General features: G+C 68.8%; 16 protein-coding genes and 1 riboswitch. Of the genes, 4 read left to right on the top strand and 12 right to left on the bottom strand.

All coding sequences use genetic code 11. The annotated features are described in order from the left end of the window. Nucleotides 1-20: 20 nt before the first annotated feature. From AB0M24_RS29580 to AB0M24_RS29560, 5 genes are all read right to left on the bottom strand, one after another. Nucleotides 21-779, bottom strand: coding sequence for a fumarylacetoacetate hydrolase family protein (locus tag AB0M24_RS29580; RefSeq protein ID WP_363774980.1), 759 nt, complete (start codon nt 777-779; stop codon nt 21-23). A gap of 10 nt (nt 780-789) precedes the next feature. Beyond that, the gene (gene cimA, locus AB0M24_RS29575; protein WP_363774977.1) at nt 790-2,379 is read right to left on the bottom strand and encodes a citramalate synthase; all 1,590 of its coding nucleotides are present in this window, start codon (nt 2,377-2,379) and stop codon (nt 790-792) included. Between the two features lie 232 nt (nt 2,380-2,611). After that, complete coding sequence (locus AB0M24_RS29570) at nt 2,612-3,592, bottom strand: ABC transporter substrate-binding protein (RefSeq protein ID WP_363774974.1); 981 nt, start codon at nt 3,590-3,592, stop codon at nt 2,612-2,614. Beyond that, complete coding sequence (locus AB0M24_RS29565; protein ID WP_363774971.1) at nt 3,589-4,326, bottom strand: ABC transporter ATP-binding protein; 738 nt, start codon at nt 4,324-4,326, stop codon at nt 3,589-3,591. Before AB0M24_RS29565 ends, AB0M24_RS29570 begins: the two co-directional genes overlap by 4 nt. Next, nucleotides 4,326-5,348, bottom strand: coding sequence for an iron ABC transporter permease (locus tag AB0M24_RS29560; RefSeq protein ID WP_363774968.1), 1,023 nt, complete (start codon nt 5,346-5,348; stop codon nt 4,326-4,328). Before AB0M24_RS29560 ends, AB0M24_RS29565 begins: the two co-directional genes overlap by 1 nt. 33 nt (nt 5,349-5,381) lie before the next feature. Continuing rightward, nucleotides 5,382-5,505, bottom strand: a riboswitch (cobalamin riboswitch). A 17-nt stretch (nt 5,506-5,522) separates the two neighbouring features. Here AB0M24_RS29560 and AB0M24_RS29555 point away from each other — a divergent pair. Next, nucleotides 5,523-8,315, top strand: coding sequence for an AAA family ATPase (locus tag AB0M24_RS29555; RefSeq protein WP_363774965.1), 2,793 nt, complete (start codon nt 5,523-5,525; stop codon nt 8,313-8,315). Here AB0M24_RS29555 and AB0M24_RS29550 read toward each other — a convergent pair. Next, nucleotides 8,291-9,580, bottom strand: coding sequence for a hypothetical protein (locus AB0M24_RS29550; protein WP_363774962.1), 1,290 nt, complete (start codon nt 9,578-9,580; stop codon nt 8,291-8,293). The genes AB0M24_RS29555 and AB0M24_RS29550 overlap by 25 nt on opposite strands. Nucleotides 9,581-9,729: 149 nt before the next feature. Between AB0M24_RS29550 and AB0M24_RS29545 the strand changes: the two genes are divergently transcribed. Next, nucleotides 9,730-10,110, top strand: coding sequence for a hypothetical protein (locus AB0M24_RS29545; RefSeq protein ID WP_363774960.1), 381 nt, complete (start codon nt 9,730-9,732; stop codon nt 10,108-10,110). Here AB0M24_RS29545 and AB0M24_RS29540 read toward each other — a convergent pair. From AB0M24_RS29540 to AB0M24_RS29520, 5 genes are all read right to left on the bottom strand, one after another. Further along, complete coding sequence (locus AB0M24_RS29540; protein ID WP_363774957.1) at nt 10,067-10,843, bottom strand: hypothetical protein; 777 nt, start codon at nt 10,841-10,843, stop codon at nt 10,067-10,069. The two genes, AB0M24_RS29545 and AB0M24_RS29540, sit on opposite strands and share 44 nt — an antisense overlap. A gap of 32 nt (nt 10,844-10,875) precedes the next feature. Further along, on the bottom strand, nt 10,876-12,279 hold the full coding sequence (locus AB0M24_RS29535; RefSeq protein ID WP_363774955.1) for a putative T7SS-secreted protein: 1,404 nt from the start codon (nt 12,277-12,279) through the stop codon (nt 10,876-10,878). After that, nucleotides 12,276-12,797 carry a hypothetical protein gene (locus tag AB0M24_RS29530; RefSeq protein ID WP_363774952.1) on the bottom strand — a complete coding sequence of 174 codons (522 nt, stop codon included), beginning with the start codon at nt 12,795-12,797 and terminating at the stop codon, nt 12,276-12,278. Before AB0M24_RS29530 ends, AB0M24_RS29535 begins: the two co-directional genes overlap by 4 nt. Next, the gene (locus tag AB0M24_RS29525; protein ID WP_363774949.1) at nt 12,794-13,177 is read right to left on the bottom strand and encodes an SseB family protein; all 384 of its coding nucleotides are present in this window, start codon (nt 13,175-13,177) and stop codon (nt 12,794-12,796) included. The genes AB0M24_RS29530 and AB0M24_RS29525 overlap by 4 nt, the downstream gene beginning before the upstream one ends. 98 nt (nt 13,178-13,275) lie before the next feature. Further along, entirely contained in the window at nt 13,276-13,764 is a 489-nt protein-coding gene (locus AB0M24_RS29520; RefSeq protein WP_363774946.1) for a dihydrofolate reductase family protein, read from the bottom strand. A gap of 102 nt (nt 13,765-13,866) precedes the next feature. Between AB0M24_RS29520 and AB0M24_RS29515 the strand changes: the two genes are divergently transcribed. Then, the gene (locus tag AB0M24_RS29515; protein ID WP_363774943.1) at nt 13,867-14,217 is read left to right on the top strand and encodes a nuclear transport factor 2 family protein; all 351 of its coding nucleotides are present in this window, start codon (nt 13,867-13,869) and stop codon (nt 14,215-14,217) included. 114 nt (nt 14,218-14,331) lie between these two features. Continuing rightward, entirely contained in the window at nt 14,332-14,751 is a 420-nt protein-coding gene (locus AB0M24_RS29510; RefSeq protein ID WP_363774940.1) for a YciI family protein, read from the top strand. Between the two features lie 90 nt (nt 14,752-14,841). Here the strand turns inward: AB0M24_RS29510 and AB0M24_RS29505 are convergent, their stop codons facing one another. Then, complete coding sequence (locus tag AB0M24_RS29505) at nt 14,842-15,879, bottom strand: 3-isopropylmalate dehydrogenase (RefSeq protein WP_363774937.1); 1,038 nt, start codon at nt 15,877-15,879, stop codon at nt 14,842-14,844. Nucleotides 15,880-15,919 lie beyond the last annotated feature (40 nt).

The following is a 15,919-nucleotide window of genomic DNA, read 5'->3' as shown; positions in this document are numbered from 1 at the left end:
CGCCGGATTGCTCCGTACGGCTACCTATTTGCGACCGGATTGGTGAGCGTGCCAAGGCCATCCACAGTCACGGAGACCGTCTGTCCGGCCTTCATCGGCCCGACGCCGGCCGGCGTCCCGGTGAGGATCACGTCGCCGGGAAGCAGCGTCATGACGCCGGAGACGTACTCGATGAGCGACGGAATGTCGTGCACCATCAACGAAGTACGCCCGTCCTGCTTGACCTCCCGGTCGAGCTCGGTGACGACTCGGACGTCGGAGGGGTCGAACTCGGTCTCGATAAAGGGACCCATCGGGCAGAACGTGTCAAAACCCTTGGCACGCGTGAACTGCACGTCCTTGCGCTGCAGGTCGCGAGCGGTGACATCGTTGGCGATGGTGTACCCCATCACCACGCTCATCGCCTTGGCCTTCGAGACCTCGCGGCACGGCTGGCCGATGATCACGGCCAGCTCGCCCTCGAAGTCCACGCGCTCCGACGCCGCGGGGATCTTGATCTCCACGTTCGGGCCGATCACGGACGTGTTGGGCTTGAGGAAGACCAACGGCTCCGAGGGGACCTCGTTGCCGAGCTCGGCCGCGTGGTCGGCGTAGTTGCGGCCGATGCCGATGATTTTGGTCGGCAGGATCGGCGCCAGCAGCCTGACGTCGGCCAACGGCCATTTGCGGCCGGTGAACGTGGGGGTGCCGAAGGGGTGTTCGGCGATCTCCGCAGCCTCGTCGCCGTGAACAGCGACAAAAGCTACGCCAGCAGGATGAGCGATTCGGGCTATGCGCACGTACTACACCTTAGACGGGCTTGGACCGCATGGACTTGTGGACGAGCGCGTCGCACAGCGCCAGCCAGGAGGCCTCGACGATGTTGCCGTGCACACCCACAGTGGTCCACTCGCGCTCGCCGTCCGTGGACTCGACCAGAACGCGCGTCACGGCGTCCGTGCCAGGGTGCTCGGTGAGGATGCGCACCTTGTAGTCGGCCAGCTCCACAGTGTCCAACCAGGACAGATGCGGCAGCAACGCCTTGCGCAGCGCGGCGTCCAGCGCGTGCACGGGACCGTTGCCCTCGGCCGTGGCGATGACCCGCTCCCCCGCCACGTGCACCTTGACCGTGGCCTCGGACACGATCTCGCCGTCCGAGCGGTGATCCAGCACCACCCGGTACGACTCCAAAGCAAAAGGAGGAGTGTCCAGTTCGGACAGCTCGGAGCGCAGCAGCAGCTCCATCGAGGCGTCGGCGGCCTCGAACGACCAGCCCTTCGCCTCCAGCTCCTTGACGCGCTTCAACGCGCTGCCGACTTCGGTTGACCGGCCGGCCAGGTCGAGTCCGAACTCACGTCCCTTGAGCTCGATACTCGCCCGGCCGGCCATCTCGGTGACCAGCACCCGCATGTCGTTGCCGACGCGGTCCGGATCGATGTGGTTGTACAGCTCCGGATCCACTTTGATCGCGCTCGCGTGCAGACCCGCCTTGTGAGCGAATGCTGACGACCCGACGTAAGCCTGGTGGGTGTCGGGTGCGATGTTCGCGATCTCGGCCAACGCATGGGAGACACGGGTGAGCTCGGCCAGCGCCCCGGTCGGGAGCACCTCCATGCCGAGCTTGGTCACGAGGTTTCCCACGACGGCGAACAGGTCCGCGTTGCCTGCTCGCTCGCCATAACCATTGGCAGTGCACTGAACGTGCGTCGCGCCCGCCTGAACGGCCGCGAGGGTGTTCGCCACCGCGCAGGACGTGTCGTCCTGGCAGTGGATTCCTACTCGGAAACCGGTCTTCTCGATGACCTCCGAGACCGTCTCCGCAAGACCCAGCGGCAGCTGACCGCCGTTCGTGTCGCACAGCACGACGACGTCCGCACCACCCTCCACAGCGGACTCCAGCACGCGCAGGCTGGTCTCCGGCGAGAACGCGTAGCCGTCGAAGAAGTGCTCGGCGTCGAGGAAGACGCGCCTGCCGTGGTCCTTGAGGAACTTCACGGTGTCGCGCACCATCTTGAAGTTCTCTTCGGCGTCGGTGCGCAACGCCCGCTCGATGTGCCGCAGGTCCGACTTGGCCACCAGCGTGACGACCGGCGCCTGACTGTCCAGAAGCGCCTTGACCTGCGGGTCTTCCTCGACCTTGATCCCAGCCTTGCGCGTTGCCCCGAACGCGACCAGCTTGGCGTGCTTGAGCTCCAGATCCCCTGCCGCCGCTCGCGCGAAGAACTCCGTGTCCTTGGGCAGAGCGCCGGGCCAGCCGCCCTCGATGAACCCGACGCCGAGCCCGTCCAGCAGCCGCGCGACCGCGAGCTTGTCCGTGACGGAGTACGAAATGCCCTCACGTTGTGCGCCGTCGCGCAACGTCGTGTCGTAGACGTGGAATTCGTCGTTCGGGCCGGCCATCGCGGGTCATCTCCTCATCCGGGCAAACAAAAAGACCCCCCGCGGGATGCGAGAGGTCTGCGCGTCGGGTGCCAGGGGCGGCACTACCCGACGCGCTCGTCAATAATGATGGCGAGGTGCTGAGCCATGTAGCGGATGCTGCCACAGCTCAGCACGACGTACCAAGCGCCGGGAAGAAATCTCCCACTATCTGGTCACGGTGAGTACTGGCGCACGCCTGGCAGTACAGGCTTCACGCCTGGGCAAGGAACTTCGCGAACGCCTCGATCGAGGCCGGGTTGCGCGGCGACTCCACCAGCGCGGCGTACGGAAGTGCGAAGAAGCGCTTGTTCTTGATCGCCGGGGAGTTCGAGAGCGGCGCGAACCCCTCCAGGAACGCCTGCTTCTGCGCGGGCGTGTTCGCCTCGCCGTCCGCGTAGTCCACGATCAGCACGACGTCCGGGTTGCGCTGCACGACGGTCTCCCAGTTCACCGTGGCCCAGCTGTCGTTGAGGTCGCCGAAGACGTTGTCGCCACCGGCCTTGGAGATCACGTCCTGCGGCGCGGCGTTCTTGCCGGACGTGAACGGCTGGTCCTGGCCGCTGTCGTAGAGGAACACCTTCGGGCGCGGCTTCCCGGCCATCAGCTTGCCCGCGTCGGAGATCTGCTGCTGGTAGCCCTTGATGAGCTCCTCGGCCTTGGCCTCGACGCGGAAGATCTTCCCGAGATTGCGCAGGTCCGTGTACAACGCGTCGAGGGCGGGCATGATGCCGCGCTGCTTGCCCACGCCGTTGCGGCACGCCTCGGTGAGCTGGTAGGTGCCGATTCCGAGCTGCTTCAACGCGTCCGGGGTGAAGCCGGTGCTCTCGCTAAAGCCGTAGTTCCAGCCGGCGAAGACCAGATCGGCGTTGGCGCCCTGCACGACCTCCTTGGAGATCTTGTCGGAGAGCCTCTTCGTGCTGTCGAAGTCGGCTTTCCACGGCGAGGTCTTGAGGTCGACAGAGTTGTCGTCACCCGACACGACGTACCCGGCCATGCGGTCCTTCAGCCCCAGCGCGAACATCAGCTCGGTGATGCCGGTGTCGTTGGTGACCACTTTGGACGGAACCTTGTCGAACGTCACCTGCTCACCGCAGTTCGTGACGGTCACCGGGTCTGTGCCCGACTTGTCCTGCGCGACCGTGGCCCCGCAGCCCGACACGAGGAGCAGCAGAGCGCAGAGGGCGGTTCTCAAGGGGTGACCTCCTGGTCGAACAGGAGCTGGGGAACTCCTGTGGTGGGGTGGGGCACGACGTGTGCCGTGACGTGGAAGACCTTGGCGATCAGCTCGGGCGACAGGACTTCGGCGGGCGTGCCGGACGCGACCAGGCGGCCTTCGTCGAGCACGCACAACCTGTCGCAGTAGGACGCGGCGAGGTTCAGGTCGTGCAGCACGGTCAGCACCGTGATGCCGAGGCCGCGCGCCAACGCCAGCACGTCGAGCTGGTGGCGGATGTCGAGGTGGTTCGTGGGCTCGTCCAGCACGAGGACGCGCGGTTCCTGGGCGATGGCACGGGCGATGAGCACGCGTTGACGTTCGCCGCCGGAGAGGCTGAGGAAGCTGCGCGACGCGAGGTGCGAGATGTCCACTGTGGCCAGTGCCTCGCGCACGACCTCCACGTCGCGCGGGGAGCGTTCGTGCGGCAGGCGACCCATCTCCACGACCTCGGCGACCGTGAAGTCGAACTCGACCTGCGACTCCTGCGTCAGAGCGGCCAGATGACGAGCCAGGTCGCGTCGCTTGTGGACATCGGCGCCGTCGATGAGCACGGCACCGGAGTCCGGCTTCAGAGCCCGGTAGACGCAGCGCAACGTCGTGGACTTGCCACTGCCGTTCGGGCCGACGATGCCGACGACCTCGTTCTGAGCAGCCAGCGAGATGTCCGAGATGATGTTCGAGACGGTGACGCCGGAGACCTCGATGCGCATCAACGGCCTCCGAAGACGTAGGACTTGCGGCGCATGAGCAAGATGAAGCACGGCACGCCGATCGCGGCCGTGATGACGCCGAGCGGGAGCTCTTCCGGCGCGGCCAGCATGCGGGCGGCCACGTCCACCCACACCAGGAACGACGCTCCGGCAAGGGGTGCGAGCGGCAGCACGCGCCGGTGGTCCGCGCCCACGACCATGCGGGTGAGGTGCGGCAGCATCAGGCCGACGAAGCCCACCGCGCCGCTGACCGCCACCAGCACACCGGTGATGCCGGCCGTGACGATGAACAGCTGCGTGCGGAACCGGTTGACCGGGACACCCAGTGTGGTCGCGGTCTCGTCCCCCATCGCCAATGCGTTGAGCTGCCGCGCCCTGGTCATCAAGTACGCGATCCCGGCCAGCGTGACGACACCGGCGACCGGAAGCTGCTGCCAGGTCGCGCCTCCGAGGCTGCCCAGCAACCAGAACATCGCCGCCCGCGCCGCCTCCCCGTGCGGTGCCTGGAAGACGAGCAGCATCGCCACCGCGGAGAACCCGTACGCCAGCGCGGTTCCGGTCAGCACCAGCCGCAACGGTGTGAGCCCGCGGCTCGTGCGCGCGGTGAGGTAGACCAGCGCGGTGGCGCCGAGCCCGGTGAGGAACGCTCCCGTGGACAACGCGTAGACCCCCAGACCCGACAACACTCCGAGGGTCGCCACGGCCGTCGCCCCGACGCTGGCGCCGGATGAGATGCCGAGCACATAAGGGTCTGCGAGCGCGTTGCGGACCATGGCCTGGATCGCCACACCGACCGTGCTCAAACCAGCGCCCACGACTGCGGCGAGCAGCACGCGAGGCAGCCGGATGTCCCAGACGATGTGGTACTGGCCCGCATCTGCGGCGGAGATCACTCCGCCGGTGATGGCGGCGTGCAGGAGCTCGACGGTCTGCCCGAACGGAATGCTGACGGGGCCGAGCGAGACGCCCGCCACAACGCTGACGACGAGCACGCCGACGAGCGCGCAGATCTTCCCGATCACTGGTTCCCTTCCCGCAGTCCACGGCAGGAGAGTTGCGTTTGGTCTGCCGTGTGCGGGTATTCGGGCTCACCCTCCATCAGGAGGGCCTACCGTTGCGGGTCAGCGCCGGACTTCGACCGGACTTCCCCCACGCACGACCCACGCATGCTAACCCGAAGGCAGGTCCACCGACGCATGGCTGAGTTACCCGGCCGGGCACGCGAAGCAGGCGTCCTGCGCGGAATGCTGGCAGCGGACGGCGCCCGGTGCGTCGTGGTCACCGGTGAACCGGGGATCGGCAAGAGCAGACTGCTGGCGGAGCTGACGACGCTCGCGACGGGCTGGATGGTCCGCGGCGCACGCGCGGCGGAGTTCGAGTCCCACGTCCCGTTCGGAGTGTTCGTCACCGCCCTCGACGACCTTCTGGAACCGGCCGCGTTGGCCGTACTGGGTCCCGAACGGCTCGGGCTGCTCGCGACGATCTTCCCGGCGATCCCGGCGGACGGCCCGACGGACCTGGTCGACGCGGAGCGGTACCGGTTGCACAGGGCCGTCCGCGCACTGCTGGAGCTGCTCGCCGAACCGTCCGGACTGGTGCTCGTGCTCGACGACCTGCACTGGGCGGACGAGGGTTCGGTGGAACTGCTCGACTTCCTGTTGCGGCACCCGCCACACGGACGCGTACTGCTGGCGTTGGCGAGCAGGCCTCGGCAGACCTCGTCCCGACTGTGGCACGCGTTGTCGCGCGCCACCGCGGACGGCGTGGCCGACCTGCTGGAGCTCGCGCCGCTGAACCGGGCCGACGCCGATCTGCTCCTCCCCGTACAGCTCAGCCGGGCCCGGCGCGAGGAGATCCACCTGGCGGGCGCGGGAAACCCGTTCTACCTGGAGGCGTTGGTGCGAGCCGACGCGAACGGCCTGCCGGTGGCGGTCCACGCGGTGCTCGCCGCCGAACTGGCCGCGTTGACACCGCAGGAACAGCTCGTCGCCCACGCGGCTGCGGTCGTCGGCGACGACTTCGACGCCGACTCGCTCGCCGAGATCGCGGCGCTGGCACCCGAGTCGGTGCTGACCGCGCTCGACCGGCTCGCCGAACGGGACCTGGTGCGGCTGGACGCCTCCGGCCGGTTCCGCTACCGCCACCCGCTCGTGCGCAGCGTCGCCTACCAGGACGCGGGTCCCGGCTGGCGGCTCCGGGCACACGCCAGGGCCGCGGTGGCGTTGCGCCGTCGTGGCGCGCCTGCCGCGGAGTTCGCCCGGCACGTGGAGCGGTCCGCCGCTCGGGGCGACCTCGACGCGGTCGCGGTGCTCGGCGAGGCGGCCGAGGCGACGATGCACTCCACTCCTGCGACGGCCGCGCACTTCCTGCGGGCGGCCATCAGGCTGCTGCCCGACGCGGAATCGGCCACGCCACAACGACTTCTGCTGCTCGGGCGACTCGCCCAGGCGCTCGGAGCCACCGGAGATCTGCGGCAGGCGAGCGAGACGATGCACGAGGTGCTGCGGTTGCTGCCAGTCGAACTGACGGCCGCACGGGCGCAGACGGTACGGCTCTGCGCGACGGTGGAACGGCTGCTTGGGCGTTATCCCGAGGCCACGGCGATGTTGCGCACCGAGTGGCGGCGGATCGCGGACACGGATGCTCATTCGGCGGCGGTGCTGCAGGTCGCACTTCTCGCGGGCCGCAGCGTCGAACGGGAGCGTGAACCGGGGCGCGAGGAGGTGGCCGAGGTGATCGCGTCCGCACGAGAGGTCGACGATCCCACCCTGCTGGCCACCGCGCTGTCGGTCGCGACGCTCGTCGACCTTCGCGCGGACCGGCTGGACGAAGCCGCCGCACTCGTCGACGGGCTGCCCGACGGCGATCTGGTTCGCGACATCGACGCGGTCTTCTGGCTGGGCTGGGCGGAGGCCTCCGCCGACCGGCTCACGGCGGCGGGCAGGCACGTCGGCCGCGGGCTGCGGCTCGCCAGGATGAGCGGGCAGACGCACGCGATCGCGGTGCTGACCGCGATCCGCGGGATGGTGCACGCCTACGTCGGCGAACTGGCGGAGGCGGCGGCCTGCTTCGAGGACGGCCTGGAGTCGGCCGAGCTGACCGGCAGCGACGAGCTCCGCGTCATGGCGCTGACCTTCGGCTGCTGGATCACGGCGTTGCGCGGCGACCCTGCCGAGGCGGTGAAACTGGGCGAGCGGGCGGTGGCTCTGGACGACCACGCCGTCGCCACGAACACCTGGCGCAGTGGACAGGGCGAGGCGATGCTGGCGAACGCCCTGCTGCACTCCGGCGATCCGCACGGTTGCGTCGACCTGTTGCTCGCCACCGGAGGCGGACCCGATCTGCCCGCGGTGGACCCGCTCACCCGGCCGTTGACCTACCAGCTGCTCGCCGAGGCCGAGGTCGCGATCGGCCGCGACGCCACGGAATGGGCGGATCGCGCCGAGAACGCGGCCGCCCCACTCGACGTACCGCTGCGCACCGCGATGGCCCAGCTGGCCCGCGCGATCGCCACTCTCCCAACGGATCCGGCGGCGGCAGCACCGTTCGCGGTCGCCGCCGCCGACACGTTCACCCGGCTCGGCGTGGCCGTGGAAGCAGGCCGGGCACACCTGCTCGCCGCCACCGCGTTCGGCGGCAGCGCGGAGATCGAGCAGGCCCGTGCGCACTTCGTGGCCGCCCGAGCGTTGTTCACCCGTTGCGACGCAAGTCTGTTCCTGCCTCAGCTGGCGCGGGAGGAGCGGCGCATGAACGCACGCCGCCCCCGCCGCGCCGAGACGTTCCGCTTCGACTTGACCGCCCGCGAGGCAGAGATCGCCGCGCTCGTCGCGGACGGTCTGACCAACCGGGACATCGGCCTTCGGCTGCACCTCAGCCCCAAGACCGTCGAGGTCCACTTGGGACGGATCTACGCGAAGGCCGGGGTGTCCGGCCGGGCGGCGCTGGCCGGAGTGTGGGCGTCCGCTCAGTCGCCGAGGTCACGCACGTAGAGGTTGAGGACCGTGGTGGGGCTCCCGCCGAGGTTGGTGGCGTGGCTCGTGAACGCGACGTGGCGTCCGTCCGCGGAAATCGCCGGCGTCCCGCTCGAGCTGTTGGCCTCCTCACCCGCGGGGCCGACGCTGACCCTGGTGGTGGTCGTGGTCACCATGTCGCGCAGGAAGACGTCCGCGCTGCCGTTGGTGTCACCGGGGACCAGGTCCCACTCGCCGGACTGGAACGCGACGAACCGGCCGTCCGCGGAGATGACCGGCCGGTGCAGGCGCACGTCGCTGGTGCTCACGCCGTCCGGGTTGAGGTTCACCTGGGTGGTCGTCCCGGTCTCCCGGTCGAACCTGAACACGTCGAGGTCCATTCCGTCGCGCGGCGGAGCGTCGCCGGGCACCAGGTACGACGCGTTCGAAACGTAGACGACGTAACGCCCGTCGGCCGAGAGCGACGGCCGCCCGCTCGCGGCGTCGGCCTCGACGTTGGCGCTGGAGACGCTGGCGCGCCTGGTCTCCCGGGTCTCCCGGTCGTGCACGAAGATGTCGGTCGTGCGGTTGGTGTCCGGCCCCGGCAGGAGGTTCGACGCCGCGGACTCGAAGGCGACATAACGGCCGTCCGCCGAGATCGAGGGCACCTGGCTGGACCCGTTGCCCTCGAAGCCGTTCACCCCCACGCTAGCCCTGGTGATGCTCCCGTCGGTCCGATCGTGCACGAAGACGTCGGGGCGTTTGTTCAAGTCGCCCTGGACGAGGTTCGACGCCCGCGAGTCGAACGCGACGAACCGGCCGTCGGCGGAGATCGACGGATTGAGGCTGTCGGTCTCGGCCTCCCGCTCGTAGCGGCCGCGACTGATCAACGTGGTCGTCCTCGTCTGCAGGTCGTGAACGAAGACGTCCCAGTGGCCGAGCGTGTCGTCGGCCACCAGGTTCGTCGCGATCGACTCGAACGCGACGAACCTGCCGTCCGCCGAGATCGACGGGTTGAGGCTGACCTTGTTGCCCTGCACGCCCGCGGAGTCGACGCTGACCCTGGTGGTCTCCCCGGACTGCCGGTCACGCACGAACACGTCGGCCACGCGGTTGGTGTCGCCGGGCACGAGATCGTAAGCCGAGGTCCAGAACGCCACGTAACGGCCGTCGGCCGAGATCGACGGGGCGTCCGCGGGAGCGTTGACCGCGTAGGTGCTCGCCGGTTGGGCGTGCGCGATGCCGCCGGGTGTGAGCGCCGCGAGGATGCCCGCCGCGCAGAGCACACGGATTGCTGTTCTCATTGCCGTCCTTGAAAGTTCGGTTCGCCGCCGGGGCGGTGTCGTGCCCCGGGTCAGCGTTCCGGTTCAGAGCGGCGGAAGCATGAGGGAACCCCCTACACCTCGCGACGGGTGCCACTGCACAAATCGCCGCCGAGACGCGTCTGATGGACATGGGGACACGAAGACACGAGGGCGAGAGTCCTGTCCTGATCGGATTCGCCATGTTCGCGTTCGGCTTCCAGACGACCGCGATCTGGCGCGAGGAGTTCGGCAGCGTGCTGGACCAGGTGTACTGCACGCCCGAGCAGTGCCTGAGCGTCCCGCAGATCCTGACCGGCTGTGCGGTCGCCGCGGCACCCGTGATCGTGTCCATCTGGCACCGGCAGGCGGCGATCTACCTGGGACTGTTCCTGGCCGGCCTGATGGGCATGCTGCTCATCGCGACCGGCCAGGACGGCTATCTCTGGGTGCTGCCGACAGCCTTCTTCACGGCGCTGATCATCGGGATCACAGCGCTCCTCCTGCTCCGAACTCCGGCTCGAAACGCCTGAAGTACTCCATGCAGTTCGCCATCTGGTGCTCGACGAGGCCGAACTTCTCGGTGTCGTGCGGTTCCAGCATCGCGAGCACGTCGACGGACTCGGTCGCCTTCTCGCCGGGCACGAGGATCTCGGCCCGGTCGCCGGGGAAGATCGACACCTTGTGGCCCACGTGCCACACGTCCCGCCTGGATCCCTTGACCAGAACCTTCCACTGCGGGTCGTGCTGCTCGAGCTCGCCGCGGATCTTCATCAGCGCGTCGAACACGGACTCGCCCGTCGCCATCTCGCGGCCGAACGGGCCGTAGACGGCCATGGTGATCTCTTTCATGGTCCGCGCCTGCCAGACGACGCGACCGACCCAGAGCTGTTCCTTGCCGGACTCCGGATCCTTGCCGTAGAGCGGGAGGTTTCGCGAGATCGCAGGGAACTCGCCGTCCTTCGTCCACTCCGGAAGTTCCTCGGCAGGTTGTTGGGGAGCCTGAGGTGTCGGCCGGGGTGGGGTGACTGGCTGCTGCTGGGTCGCTGACGGCGCCGGGCGAGGCGGGGTGGGCTGGGGAACCGGCTGCTGCTGGGTCGGCGACGGCGCCGGGCGAGGTGGCGTCGGCGGCGCAACCGGCTGCTGGTGCGGCGGCGGCGGAACCGGCCGCGATGGTGGTGCGGGCGGACGCATCACGCGCTGAGGTTGCGGCGGTGGCGGCATCTGGCGGTGCGGCGGACGCATCGGCGGCTGTTGGGGGTGCATCGGTGCAAGCTCCTAGAGGTTCGCCGTGGGCGTCAGGCGTGCCGGGCCATGATGTCGCGCATCATCTGCCGCTGTTCGTTGATCGCGCGCTGCATCGCATCTCGTTCGAGCGGGGGAAGCTGCGGGATCATGTCCTGCATCCGGCCGACCGAGTCCTTCAGCCGGAAGTACTCGCCGTGGGCAGGCGGCGGCAACTGGTCCGGATCGGTGATCCTCGGGCGCTCGTCCGGCTCGTGCTTCTGTTGCTCGGCGGGCTGATCGGGCTCGCGGTGCTCCGGTTCCCTGTCGTGCGACGGGAGGTCGTCCGGGTCTGTCTTCTGTGGACCGAACGGTTCGTCGGTGTGCGGGTTGCCGTAGTCCGGCGTGTGCGCCGGCGGTTCGTAGTCCCCGCGCGTCCACGGCGGCATGCCGTCGTCGATGTGCTTGCCGACCTGGGTGGCGGCCTGCTCGGTGGCCTCGCGCGCGGCCGCCTCCATGGCCTCGCGGGCGATGGCCTTCTCCGCCGTGGCGGCGAGGCCGGCACCGTCGGTCGCGATGCCGATGGCGATGTCGCCGATCAGCTGGCCCGCCGTGCCGAACGGGTCCTTCGACCAGCCGTCGGCGTTGATGATCCCTTTGAAGGCCTCGACCGGGTGCGTGACCATGTGCACCATGCCCGAGGCCTGCTTCATCATGTTCGCCGCGTACTCGCCTGGATGCGCGATGTTGTAGGGGTCGAACGGGCTGGTGGCTCGCAACAACGTGACCAGGCTCGTGACGGACCTGCCCAGGCCGTCGCCGAGCTTCTCCATCTGCTCGGACATCTTGTCGAACGTGTCCTCGGCCGTCATGGAGACCTTGGAGAGGAAGCCCGGTTCCTCCGGTGCCCTGTCCTTCGCCTTGTTGATCACCGACGCGGCCTCGGAAGCCGCTGCCTTCAACGCCTTCCGCGCGTCGGCGAGGAGGCGTTCGGCCTGTTCCCGCTTGGCCTTGCCGGGATCGCTGAACGGCGCGAGCGGGCCCGGCATCGCGTCACCGTTGGCGAAGGCGTCCAACGACGCTTTCTCGTGCTGCGACGAGGCGGCGTCGTACTGCTTCTCGGCCGCCTCCGTCTCCGCCTTGGACTCGTTGTACATGCGGATCGCCTCGGCGGCTTCGCGCTGGGCGCGCTCGACCGCGCCCTTGTACGTCGTCAGCGCGTCCACCGCGGGTGCGAACGCCTCGGCGGCGTCCCGCCATTTCGGTGTCTCCGCGCGGAAGTAGCCGCCGAACTTCTCCGCGGCCTCTCCCGTCCAGTGGCCGACGTCCAGTTTGGACACTCCGTGGTACGCCTCCTGGCAGGCGGTCGAGAGCTTGCGCAGCCCGTTCGCCGTCTCCTCCAGGGTCGCGACGCTGCCGGGCACCAGCTCGACGGGGTCGTTGGTGTCGCCGAGCTCGCTGCGGCCGAAGAAGCTCACGAGCGATCACCGGCCTTCTTGAACGAGGTCTCCACGCCGGCGATGTCGTTGACGGACGAGGTCCACGCGTCGTCCGCGCCCTTGGTCACCTTGTCCCACTGTTGGCCAACGGACATCTCCTTCTGGTTCATGCTCGCTTCGGCCAGCTCCATCCAGCCCTTCTTGGTCGGGTCGTCGTGGGAGTTCGGGTTGCCCAGGAGGAGCTGGAACGCCTGCTTGGCCTTGTCCTCCGCCTTCTCGTACACGCTCTTGGTGTCGGTGAGCGCGGAGACCATCTCCGTGCCCTCCTTCACCAGGTGCCGAAGGCCCCACCGCCAGCGCTCGAAGAACTCCTCCAGCGCGTCGGCGAGCACGTCGTCGCCGCACTCGTCCTCGTCCGGGCAGAGCAGGCCCAGGGTGGCGGTGGTGTTCGCGAGGTGGCCGCCGTCCGGCGCGATCTCCTTCAGCGCGGCCACCGTGTCGTTGATGCCCTTGATCGCCTGTCCCATCGCGCCGAGGTCGACGCCGAACCCGGTCACGCGGTCACCACCAGATCGTCGGGGACGATGCCGCGGACGGGCGGCAGGGCCATCATGTGCTCGGAACCGTTGTCGAACACCACACCCGTCGGCTTCGGCAGCGCGCGCAGGTAGTGGTCCAGCAACCGTTCGCCGGTGACCGCCAGGTAGGTGGCCTCCGTGTTCTCACCCCGAGCCGCCAGATGGTGTTGCAGCAGCTCGGGACTGGAGAACGCGGCGAGCCAGTTCAGTCCCTCGATGGTCACGACCGGCAGCGACAGCGGGTCGATCCGCTGCAGGTACACGGTGCTCTCCCGGAAGGCTTTCAGAAACGCTTCCGGGTCTCCCCCGCCGTCGCGATAGCGCCTTGCCGTCGCCACGGCCTCGTTTTCGGTGTGCATGCCTCTCCCGTTCCCACCAATCCCCCCAGATCGGCAGCGCCGTACGTTACCGGTGGATCACGGTGGGTGTCGGACAGGCCGTGCAACTGAGGCTGGCGTCACGCAGCCGTCCGGTAGTTCATCAGCGCCGCGCTTCCCTTGCGCTCCACGGAAATCAGGTGCAAATCGGACATACGACCGGCAAAGAGTCGTTGTCCGGCACCGATCACGGTGGGGAACACCATCAGGCGATATTCGTCGACGAGCCCGGCCCCGGCCAACTGCCGCACCACGCTGACGCTTCCGGTGACGACAACGTCTTGGAGCGCCTTCAATTCACGCACGCGGGTGACGAGATCGCCTTCGAGCAGCGAGGAGTTCCGCCAACCGTCCACATCGGTCAGACTTCGCGAGGCGACGAGCTTCGGGATGGCGTTCATCCTGGTGGAGAACTCGTCGGTGCGGCCGGGCCAGAGCTTCGAGAACAGCTCCCACGTCGTGCGGCCGAGCAGCAACACGCCGGTGTCGAGCAGCGGGCCCAGCCCGAACTTGTCTCCCGCCACGGCTTCCGGGCCGTGCCGGAACGCCCAGCCGCCGCCCGCTGCCATCCGGGCTGGGCGCGGCGAGCACCGATCCGGAGACGCCGCTGGTGCCCGCGTTCGAGGTGCCGTGGCTGGAGCCGTTCCCGGACCCCGCCGGACGACCCCGCGGTGCGGCAGACCGTCGAGGCCTACATCCGCGCGTTCGAGGCAGCGGACGTGACCGCCCTCGTCGACCTGCTCACCGAGGACGCGATCCTGGAGATGCCGCCGGTGCCGCTGTGGTTCGCCGGCCGCTCCGACTACGGCGCCTTCATCCGCCGTGTGTTCGCGATGCGCGGCACAGGCTGGCGCATGGTGCCCGTCTCAGCCAACGGCCAACCGGCCGTGGCCGCCTACACACCGGACAACTGCCTCCACACACTGCAGGTGTTCACGGTCGTCGACGGCCTCGTCGCCCACACCGTCGTCTTCCAGTCCCCGGCGGTCTTCGCGGCCTTCAAGCTCGCCGACACCCTCTGACCTGCACGAACAAAACTTCGAAAAAGTTCTGAGCTCGTGTCGATCCGGCGCACGGCCCGTTCGACCTGTGGATGCCAAGGCCCCGAGGGCCCACGAGACACAGGGAGACACCCCATGAAGTTCATGATGATCTGGCGCGCCACCGACGAGGCCTTCGCGAACATGGGCGAGTTCGACTTCGACAAGATGCTCGAGGTCGTCGGCCAGTACAACGAGGACATGATCCGCGCCGGCGTCCTGCTCGCCGCGGAGGGCCTGTCCGACCCGTCCGAGGGTGTCGTCGTCGACTACTCCTCCGAGCCGCCGGTCGTCACGGACGGCCCGTACGGCGAGACGAAGGAGCTGTTCAACGGCTTCTACATCATCAACGTCGCGTCCAAGGAGGAGGCGATCGAGTGGGCGAAGCGGGCGCCGATGACCGGTCCCGGCTTCAAGACCGAGATCCGCCGCGTGCCCACGATCGACGAGTTCCCGCAGGACAACGAGTGGATCCAGAAGGAGCGGGCGTGGCGCGAGGCCAACGGCCAGCTCTGACTTCCCGGTGTACGCCGAGCAGAACCCCCGCTGGACGCGACTCGGCCCCGGCATCACGAGGATGCCGGGGCCGAAAGCCGGTGAAACCGATCAGCCCGTGCGCACGTTCGACGACACGAGCGCGGCCAGCCTGTCACCGATCGCGTAGGTCGCGCCCGGTGACTGGTGGTCGCGCGTCGCCAGGTCGAAGGCCACGGAGGCCTCGATCCGGCGCGACGCCTCGTGCTCGCCCAGGTGGTCGAGCAGCAGCGCCACGGACAGCACGGCCGCGGTCGGGTCCGCGATGCCCTGGCCCGCGATGTCCGGTGCCGAGCCGTGCACCGGCTCGAACATCGACGGGTTGCGCCGCGTCACATCCATGTTCCCCGACGCGGCCAGGCCGATGCCACCCGTGACGGCGGCGGCCAGGTCGGTCAGGATGTCGCCGAACAGGTTGTCCGTCACGATCACGTCGTAGCGACCGGGGTCGGTCACCATGTGGATCGTGGCGGCGTCGACGTGCTGGTACGCCACCGTGACGTCCGGGTGCTGCAGCGAGACCTCCTCGACCACGCGCGACCACAACGAGCCGGCGTGCGTGAGGACGTTCGTCTTGTGCACCAGCGTCAGGTGCCGGCGCTGGCGGGCCGACGCACGCGCGAAAGCGTCGCGGACCACGCGCTCCACGCCGAACGACGTGTTGAGCGAGACCTCGGTGGCGATCTCGTGCGGGGTGTCCTTGCGCAGCAGACCACCGTTGCCCGCGTACGGGCCCTCGGTGCCCTCGCGGACCACCACCATGTCGATCTCCGGCGGGTCCGCGAGCGGGCTGCGGACTCCGGGGTAGAGACGAGCCGGGCGGAGGTTCACGTGGTGGTCGAGCTCGAACCTCAAGCGCAGCAACAACCCGCGCTCCAGGATTCCGCTCGGCACCGACGGGTCGCCCACCGCGCCGAGCAGGATCGCGTCGTGCTGGCGAAGCTCTCCCAGCACCGACTCGGGCAACAACTCTCCCGTGGCGTGCCAGCGCGCCGCGCCGAGGTCGTAGCGAGTGATCTCGGCCGCCGGAACGACCTCACCGAGGACCTTCAGGGCCTCAGCGATGACCTCGGGCCCGATCCCGTCTCCTGGGATCACTGCGAGCCGCATCCACACACCTCCCAGGTGTCAGTCCCCAATTGGTGGGACT

The sequence above is a fragment of the Lentzea sp. NPDC051838 genome (genome assembly GCF_040681245.1).
In the GTDB taxonomy this organism is placed as follows: Bacteria; Actinomycetota; Actinomycetes; order Mycobacteriales; family Pseudonocardiaceae; genus Lentzea.
The sequence above is the reverse complement of the archived record's forward strand: the minus strand, read 5'-3'. Positions and strand labels throughout refer to the sequence as shown.

Bases quoted from the DNA above. Each gene is read 5' to 3' on its own strand.
- cimA (WP_363774977.1), bottom strand. From the start codon at position 2,379: ATGGCCGGCCCGAACGACGAATTCCACGTCTACGACACGACGTTGCGC.
- AB0M24_RS29565 (WP_363774971.1), bottom strand. From the start codon at position 4,326: ATGCGCATCGAGGTCTCCGGCGTCACCGTCTCGAACATCATCTCGGAC.
- AB0M24_RS29555 (WP_363774965.1), top strand. From the start codon at position 5,523: ATGGCTGAGTTACCCGGCCGGGCACGCGAAGCAGGCGTCCTGCGCGGA.
- AB0M24_RS29550 (WP_363774962.1), bottom strand. From the start codon at position 9,580: ATGAGAACAGCAATCCGTGTGCTCTGCGCGGCGGGCATCCTCGCGGCG.
- AB0M24_RS29545 (WP_363774960.1), top strand. From the start codon at position 9,730: ATGGGGACACGAAGACACGAGGGCGAGAGTCCTGTCCTGATCGGATTC.
- AB0M24_RS29540 (WP_363774957.1), bottom strand. From the start codon at position 10,843: ATGCACCCCCAACAGCCGCCGATGCGTCCGCCGCACCGCCAGATGCCG.
- AB0M24_RS29525 (WP_363774949.1), bottom strand. From the start codon at position 13,177: ATGCACACCGAAAACGAGGCCGTGGCGACGGCAAGGCGCTATCGCGAC.
- AB0M24_RS29520 (WP_363774946.1), bottom strand. From the start codon at position 13,764: ATGGCAGCGGGCGGCGGCTGGGCGTTCCGGCACGGCCCGGAAGCCGTG.
- AB0M24_RS29510 (WP_363774940.1), top strand. From the start codon at position 14,332: ATGAAGTTCATGATGATCTGGCGCGCCACCGACGAGGCCTTCGCGAAC.
- AB0M24_RS29505 (WP_363774937.1), bottom strand. From the start codon at position 15,879: ATGCGGCTCGCAGTGATCCCAGGAGACGGGATCGGGCCCGAGGTCATC.